Source organism: Bradyrhizobium sp. Rc2d, assembly GCF_900099855.1.
Classification (GTDB): Bacteria; Pseudomonadota; Alphaproteobacteria; order Rhizobiales; family Xanthobacteraceae; genus Bradyrhizobium.
Genome location: NZ_FNCU01000076.1, coordinates 23,247 through 29,792 on the forward strand (window position 1 = coordinate 23,247; position 6,546 = coordinate 29,792).

Below are 6,546 nucleotides of genomic sequence, written 5' to 3' on the forward strand. Positions count from 1 at the left end.
TGCTGCCGACCGCTCGCCGCTCAACGGGAGCTCTCGACCCCCGTGCTAGTCCACTTGACGACGCCCGTTGCAGGCCCGCAATCGTAAGCCACGCGGCCGATGATCGAGTTGAGCACGGTTGAAGCACGCCAAGGGACTAGGCTGAGATTCGTATCAGCGATGCCGTGTTGAAAGCGTGCGCCGTTCTGTATGTACAAACGACATCTTTCGGGACCGTCAAAACGAGCCGAAAAGTCCTCCTCGACCACGATCTCACGAGAGCCACCAGGCGCGCTGACAACCGCCAGTCGGCTTGCGATCGGCTCTAGAAACGAAGGGATTTCAGTGCGGTAGCCGGTGGCCAAGACGATAATGTCAGCGACATGTTCTGAGCAAATACCTGTCGTCTGCTGACGTAAGCCCAGGCGAAACGGGCACACGCTGCGCAACTCGTCCGCCGTGGTGTCGACGCGTATTTCCACGTGAGCCGGGTAGGACTCGCGATGGACCTCGCGATCGTAAAGTGCACTGTAGATCGTGCGAAGTGTCGCGGAGTTGACGCCATCGCTCGCCAATGACTGCCGCTCAAGAATTTGCTTCCGAGTGGATTCGCTTTGCTCAAAGAACCAGCCGCCATATTGCGGAAAGAACCATTCATTGACGAAGGGGCTATCTTCGAGGGCGAATATGTTTGCCCGGCGCGTCACCCAGGTCAGGGCTTCCAGCGGACCGTATGCCCCCCTCAGGAGACGAAGAAATATTTCAGCCCCGCTTTGGCCGCCACCTACGACCACAACACGCTTGCCTGAAAGCTCGCGGCGCTGCACGAGGAGGGTACTGCTGTGAAACACCTCGTTTGGCGGTGCATTCCTGCCCCAATCAGGAATAGACGGGACTCGACCCACGCCCAGCACCGCCGTACTGGTTTGGTAGTTGCGGCGATCAGTTATGACATCGAAGGATTCGTCGCGCAGTTCGACTGCAATAACACGCTCGCCGAACTGAACGTTAGCCAGCTTTTCCGCTGCCCATCGCAAATAATCGTCAAATTCACTCCGGCTAACACACGCGAGTCCTCGGACGATGGCTTGGTAGATCCGCCGTTTATCATGCAAGTAGGCCAGGAAGCTGTACGCGCTCGTCGGATCCGCGGGTGTTACCAAGTCCTTTAGCGGGCTGGTTTGCATAACGGCACCGTCCAGAAGCAGACCGGGATGCCATCTAAGCGTTTCTGATCTTTCGAGGATTCGCAAAGAGATTTCCGGAATCGGTGCTGCGAGGGCTGCCAAGCTCAGATTAGCCGGCCCTGCACCGATCGCGATTACGTCAACGCTGTTGCCGTGCTTCAGCATCCTATGATCCTTGCAAACAGCCGCTTAATGCTTCCGGCCGGTCGAGACGACTTGAGTTGCGAGAAGGACACCATTCGCGACGATCAGCATCATCATGCTGATTAGCAGTTCATCGAAGCTGCTGGCTTTCACGACCTGCCCGGCGATGTATGGAAATCCGAACAGGCCAATGAAATAGGAGAGCGTGAAGACTTGAGAAGCAACAGCAAATGATGTCCCATCCGTACCTGCAATGAAAACAACCATACCGTTCAGAGTCGAATAGCTCAGCCCGTATCCCAGTGAGAACATCGCTGTTCCGAGGATGTAGATCGCCGCACTACCTGCATTCATGAATAGGATGAATAGCCCGGCGATGGTGCACACGATAAGAAACGCGGCTACGCGTTCAAGACGAAACTTTCCAATTATCGGGGCCACCGCAAACCGCAGGAAGACGGCTGTCAGCGTGAATACAAGAAAGAACGTGTCGGCAGATTGCGACCGCGATGTCGCGTAAAGCGTCTGGAACGTGGAAAGACCGGCGAAAGCGCATGCCCCGAGGCCTATCATGATTATCGGATAGCGCGTGTTCGATTTGAGGGCTCCTAGCACGCCTTCAAGGGTGAGTCGTACAGTTGGCATTTTGATCTGAGGAGCTTGCGCCAGGGCCCTACCGGCGAACTCCAAAAGCATCGCACCAACGAGACATGCAGCCGCGAATAAAGCGTAAACCGCGATGTAGGAACCAGAACTTTCCGCGACGGTGCGCGCGAGGGGGGCAGCAAGCCCGATGCCCAGCATTTGAGATCCCGAAAGCAAGGTAAGATACTTGATACGAGCATCAGCTCGCACGTGACCCAGGACTTGAAGCGGCGCCAGTATGTAGAAGACTGACCATCCAATGCCAAGAAAAAGCCCGCCGACGTAAGCGAAAAGCGTCAAAGTTTGCGCTGATGCGAAACATATCATCGCCATCGCCATCATCGCTGCGGCAAGGGTGATGGTTCGCATCACGCCCAGTGAGTCCGCGATGCGGCCAGCTACGAGCGAACACAGTATTGTGGCGATCGTACCGGTCGAAATAACGGCTCCGGCTGTCGTGGCGCTTTGTCGAATGGACCGCAGAGCATCCACGAGAAAGAAGCTCGAGCCATAGGATGCGGCCACGCTGATACTGCCAAGCATAAAGGGGATTGAGATCTGCAACGGGACTTGATTGGGCAATTTCTCGGCGGGAACGATGTTCGCTTCAGGTGTCATGCTACTATTTTCCCGGAAGGCATCGATCAATATCTGCAGCCGCTAACCTGCGCCCATAGATTTTTGGTACTGTTCCGATCCGTTGGGATGAAGGCGTCGAAGCGCATGCTGCAACGGGATGGCCGCTATGACCTAGCCAGTGCCACAAGGCTTCTGTTATTTTGGGCATCAGCGGCCAGGCCAGTATACTGAACCCCATCAGCCATGTGTAAGCGGTCTGATGGTCCGGCTTGTCATCAAGACAATCGAGCCATTCGATAACCGCTCTCGAAGCTTGCGACACTCGCAGGTGGTCTAGCGAAAGGACGGCGCACTGCCCCTCGTAGAGGCGATCCAGCGCGATCATCATCGCGTCATCTACGTGACACCCGGTGAGCGCCGGCATCGCGCTTACGGAGTCGGTGCAGCGATCAATGGCTGCAGATATCCTATCGAAAACTACGTTGTAGCGATCGACTAACCGCTCTGACACCAAATCGGTCTCGGTTTCTTCCGGGCAGATTTCCGACAGGTACACTCTAAGAACATCAATAGATATATTTGGAATTCGAGTGATTTCACCCGCCCAGATCACGTGACTGCGACTAGTGGAGAACTTCGATCCGTTCAGTCTAAGGAAATGATTAAAGAAAATTCGATCAAATGGACGAAACGAGTTTTGGCCCAATGCGCATCCTGTAACTCCGACAAGCATCGGAATTGTGTTATCGATGCCGGTGGCGCCAATCAGGAAAGTATCGGAATCACGGGCAAAAGGATTGAGCTTGCCGGAGTCCTCTGTGTCTTTATGCCCGCAATAGAGAGAATGAGCGTAGAGTAGCGAGGAGTAGCTGAACAATATCTGCTGGCTGTCGAAACGCCCCGAATCCCAAGCCAGCCCGTGCAGGCCTGGTACTGTCAATCGCATTTGCTGTCCTTTGCGTGCGACATACCGCTTCCCTATATCCAGAAAGCTAGATTCGACGGCTGCCTCGTCCCACGCCAGGAAAAGTCGGTCGTTTCCCGAAATTGAAAGAAAGGCGGAAATGTTGTCCGTCCATTCTACGATCCGCCCTCGCCTCGATACCGGATTCAGAGCTTCTTCGGGCTCGAAATGATATCCACACTGTTCGCAGAAGAAGCTACCCGCAGATGCCTCGCACACCGGACAGGTTGCACCAAACCAGCCTCCAATGCAGAAGCGCTCTTCTGGTTGCATGGCAGCAGAACCCGCGTCGTCCACTGGTAAGCGTGCTGCGCGGAAATGGAGCGAGCCCGCTGCAAACAGGGCATCCATGAGCGCGTTGCTGACATTCGAGAAGCGCTGCAGATTCCTGCCATACGCCGGATCATCGAAATGATCGAAAACGATACCTACGGAGGCGAGATCCTCAACAATTCTAGTATGGAAGCCATGTGCCAGGTCCGAGGGGTCAATGTTCTCACGGACTGCTCGGACCAAGACATGGTTCTCGAAGCCGTCGGTCGTCAGTCCAGAGCGGACATGATGCCCCGCTCTCTTCAGATGTTTCTGTACGATATCCATTCTGAGAAATGGCCCAGCAGCGTGGCCCAGATGTGCTCTGCCATTGGCTGTCAAGTTGACGGGGGACATATACACATCAGCAGGATGCGTGGTCGCTACATTTATCGGCGGGATAGTCGGGCTTTTACTCATATCTGCACAAATGACTTCCACCACATCCTGGAAATACCCAAACAGATGCCCAGATATTTCGCCCGGAAAGCAAGAGGAGCACGCGGCTTGACTAGGTTATGGACATCGTTGGGTTGCGTCTTTTCAAATCGGCCCCCGCAATCCGTGCAAAACGGGTCGCGCTCTGTTGGAGGTTTTCGAGCGGACGACCCTCTTGCGCCAGCTTCTTGATGCATCGCCGCACCTCGGCTTCCACCATAGCTAATCTTCCCGCCTCTGGTTAATCGGGCCAACGACCCGCTTCCTTGGAAGCGATCGGTGATGACGCAGAGAACAAAGCAAGCGGCGCGCCAACTGAAATTGCTGATTCTGCGCTTTGTCCCAGACTGCGTATCGTCAGCTCTCCGACATTGGTCACGAACCTAACAGGCGGCTCAGTAAAGCCCGATGAGAGTTCGTTGCCAGTATCCCGACCACAATCGCGAGGACGACGGAGATCCTCGGATGAGCAGCCAGCCGATCCCAAAGCAAAGATGACGATCCGGGGCTTTTCTAGGTTGCAGATGATGCTGGCGTAATCGGTGATTAGGCGTAAGCGGTGTTCAGCAGCCACCTTCCAGATGGTGGGGCGATCTGCGAGTCTTCGGTTCGGTTTGGACCGTTAGGCTTAGAAGACACAGTGCATACTGCTGTCACGGAGCCGGTGCGGCGGCTTGAGGTCTTCACCGCAGCCGGCCGTCGATGGAAGTGGAGCGACGAGGACAAGGCGCGGATCGTTGCGGAGATCGTGGCGAGCGGCGACTCGGTCTGTTCGGTAGCCCGACCGCACGGATTGTCGCCGCAGCAGTTGTTTGGCGGGCGACGTCAGTTGAGAGAAGCAGCGGGCGATCATTCTGAAGCGGAAGAAGTACAGTTTGTGCCGGCGGTAGTGGATGCCGTGATGCCGGCGCCCGCTCTTGGCCGGGAGCGCAAGTAGCGCGCTGCAAGGCCACAGCGGATTCCCGGGCTCGCCGTTGCGATGCCGGGATCGTCGAGATCGATCACGATCCGGGCCGGTCGTGGTGCGGATATGACAATGATTGCGTCGATCGTCCAGGCACGGAAGGCGAGCCGGTGATCGGTCCGTCGGGTGCGGTCCGGGTGATGGTGGCGACCAAGCCGGTAGACTTCCGCACGGGGATGGAAGGACTTGCGATCCTGGTGCGCGGGAGCATGCGGTCAGATCCATTCTCGGGAGCTGTCTATGTGTTCCGGGCTAAGCGGCGAATCGGATCAAGCTGGTGTTCTGGGACGGAACGGGTCTGTGTCTGTTCGCCAAGAGGCTTGAGGATGTTCCGCTGGCCGAAGATCGAGGACGGCGTCGTGCGTCTGTCGGCGGCGCAATTGGCGGCTTGTGCATGAGGCACGGGCCTGGAAGACGTCGAGCAGGTGCCAGCGTACAGCGAGACTGCGCAGGACGTTAGTGCGCCTGAAGGCCGTGAGGTGCGGGCTCGCAACCGCCGTGGCAACCGTGGCGCCTTGCCGGCGCACCTACCGCGGATCGAGGTCGTCATCGACATCGACAATAAGATCTGCCCCTGCTGCCAGGGCGAGTTACACCGGATCGGCGAGGATAGAAGCGAGCGGCTGGACCTGGTCCCACAGTTCCGGAAAAACGCTTGCCGGGGTTGCGAGGACGGCGTCACGCAGGCGCTGGCCCCGGCCCGGCTGATCGAAGGGTGGATTGCCAACCAAGGCCACCGTCGCCCACGTCCTGGTCTCGAAATATGCCGATCACCTGCCGCTCTATCGGCAGGCGCAGATACGGTCGATCAGGTGATGCAACGAGGTCAGCACCCGCTCGGGATGTTGCCTCGCCAGATCGGCTATCCATTGTCGTTCCGTGGACAGGTTTGTGGGGCTCAGCGTTCCCTCCCGTGTTTCTCGTCAATGGGTCTTAACGCGTGACGGCTCCCTTCCCTCCAGCGGGTCCAGGTGAGCCCAATTCCCCGCCTTTCTCGGTACTACGAAGCCGTTACGACTTCCCACCGCGCATGTCCGTCAGCTTATGTCTTCGCCTCGGGATTCCCACATGCCTTGGTGTTTCGTGTTCGCGTACGCGCGCCCGATGCTCGCCAAGTCGGTCATCGGGCCTGGAGCTTTGTTGAGGCCGGTGCTCCACGCCGGCTTGCCATGTGGGCACGAACAGGATCTCTCAGGTTTCCTGGCGACCCATCCCGTATCTCTGCCCTGCTCAGAGACCCCGGCGGAACCGGTAAACCTGACCATAGCGGCTTTCCCGGTGCTGCCCCCGCACCCAACACGGCGAAGGCTTCAGCACGACCATGATTTCGAGGC

General features: G+C 57.3%; 5 protein-coding genes and 1 pseudogene. 3 read left to right on the plus strand and 3 right to left on the minus strand.

The features are described 5' to 3' along the window. Positions 1-20: 20 nt before the first annotated feature. The 3 genes from BLV07_RS43390 to BLV07_RS43400 are packed head-to-tail and all read right to left on the minus strand — an operon-like array spanning position 21 to position 4,254. Positions 21-1,331 carry a lysine N(6)-hydroxylase/L-ornithine N(5)-oxygenase family protein gene (locus BLV07_RS43390; RefSeq protein WP_091898725.1) on the minus strand — a complete coding sequence of 437 codons (1,311 nt, stop codon included), beginning with the start codon at positions 1,329-1,331 and terminating at the stop codon, positions 21-23. 24 nt (positions 1,332-1,355) lie between these two features. After that, positions 1,356-2,573 (minus strand): MFS transporter, encoded by a 1,218-nt coding sequence (locus BLV07_RS43395; RefSeq protein ID WP_091898727.1) that lies wholly within the window; start codon positions 2,571-2,573, stop codon positions 1,356-1,358. 4 nt (positions 2,574-2,577) lie between these two features. Further along, entirely contained in the window at positions 2,578-4,254 is a 1,677-nt protein-coding gene (locus BLV07_RS43400; RefSeq protein ID WP_143035706.1) for a class I tRNA ligase family protein, read from the minus strand. A gap of 634 nt (positions 4,255-4,888) precedes the next feature. Here BLV07_RS43400 and BLV07_RS43405 point away from each other — a divergent pair. The 3 genes and pseudogenes from BLV07_RS43405 to BLV07_RS43415 form a co-directional block, all read left to right on the plus strand. Then, a complete protein-coding gene (locus BLV07_RS43405) occupies positions 4,889-5,185 on the plus strand; it encodes a transposase (RefSeq protein WP_244551427.1) in 297 nt (98 codons plus the stop codon). A 167-nt stretch (positions 5,186-5,352) separates the two neighbouring features. Further along, positions 5,353-5,610 carry an IS66 family insertion sequence element accessory protein TnpB gene (gene tnpB / locus BLV07_RS50565; RefSeq protein ID WP_502690293.1) on the plus strand — a complete coding sequence of 86 codons (258 nt, stop codon included), beginning with the start codon at positions 5,353-5,355 and terminating at the stop codon, positions 5,608-5,610. A gap of 9 nt (positions 5,611-5,619) precedes the next feature. Continuing rightward, positions 5,620-6,013 (plus strand): annotated as a pseudogene (locus tag BLV07_RS43415) (IS66 family transposase zinc-finger binding domain-containing protein); the annotation flags it as partial. Positions 6,014-6,546 lie beyond the last annotated feature (533 nt).

Excerpts from the sequence above, each read along its gene's own strand:
- BLV07_RS43390 (WP_091898725.1), bottom strand. The coding sequence starts at position 1,331 with ATGCTGAAGCACGGCAACAGCGTTGACGTAATCGCGATCGGTGCAGGG.
- BLV07_RS43395 (WP_091898727.1), bottom strand. The coding sequence starts at position 2,573 with ATGACACCTGAAGCGAACATCGTTCCCGCCGAGAAATTGCCCAATCAA.
- tnpB (WP_502690293.1), top strand. The coding sequence starts at position 5,353 with ATGGTGGCGACCAAGCCGGTAGACTTCCGCACGGGGATGGAAGGACTT.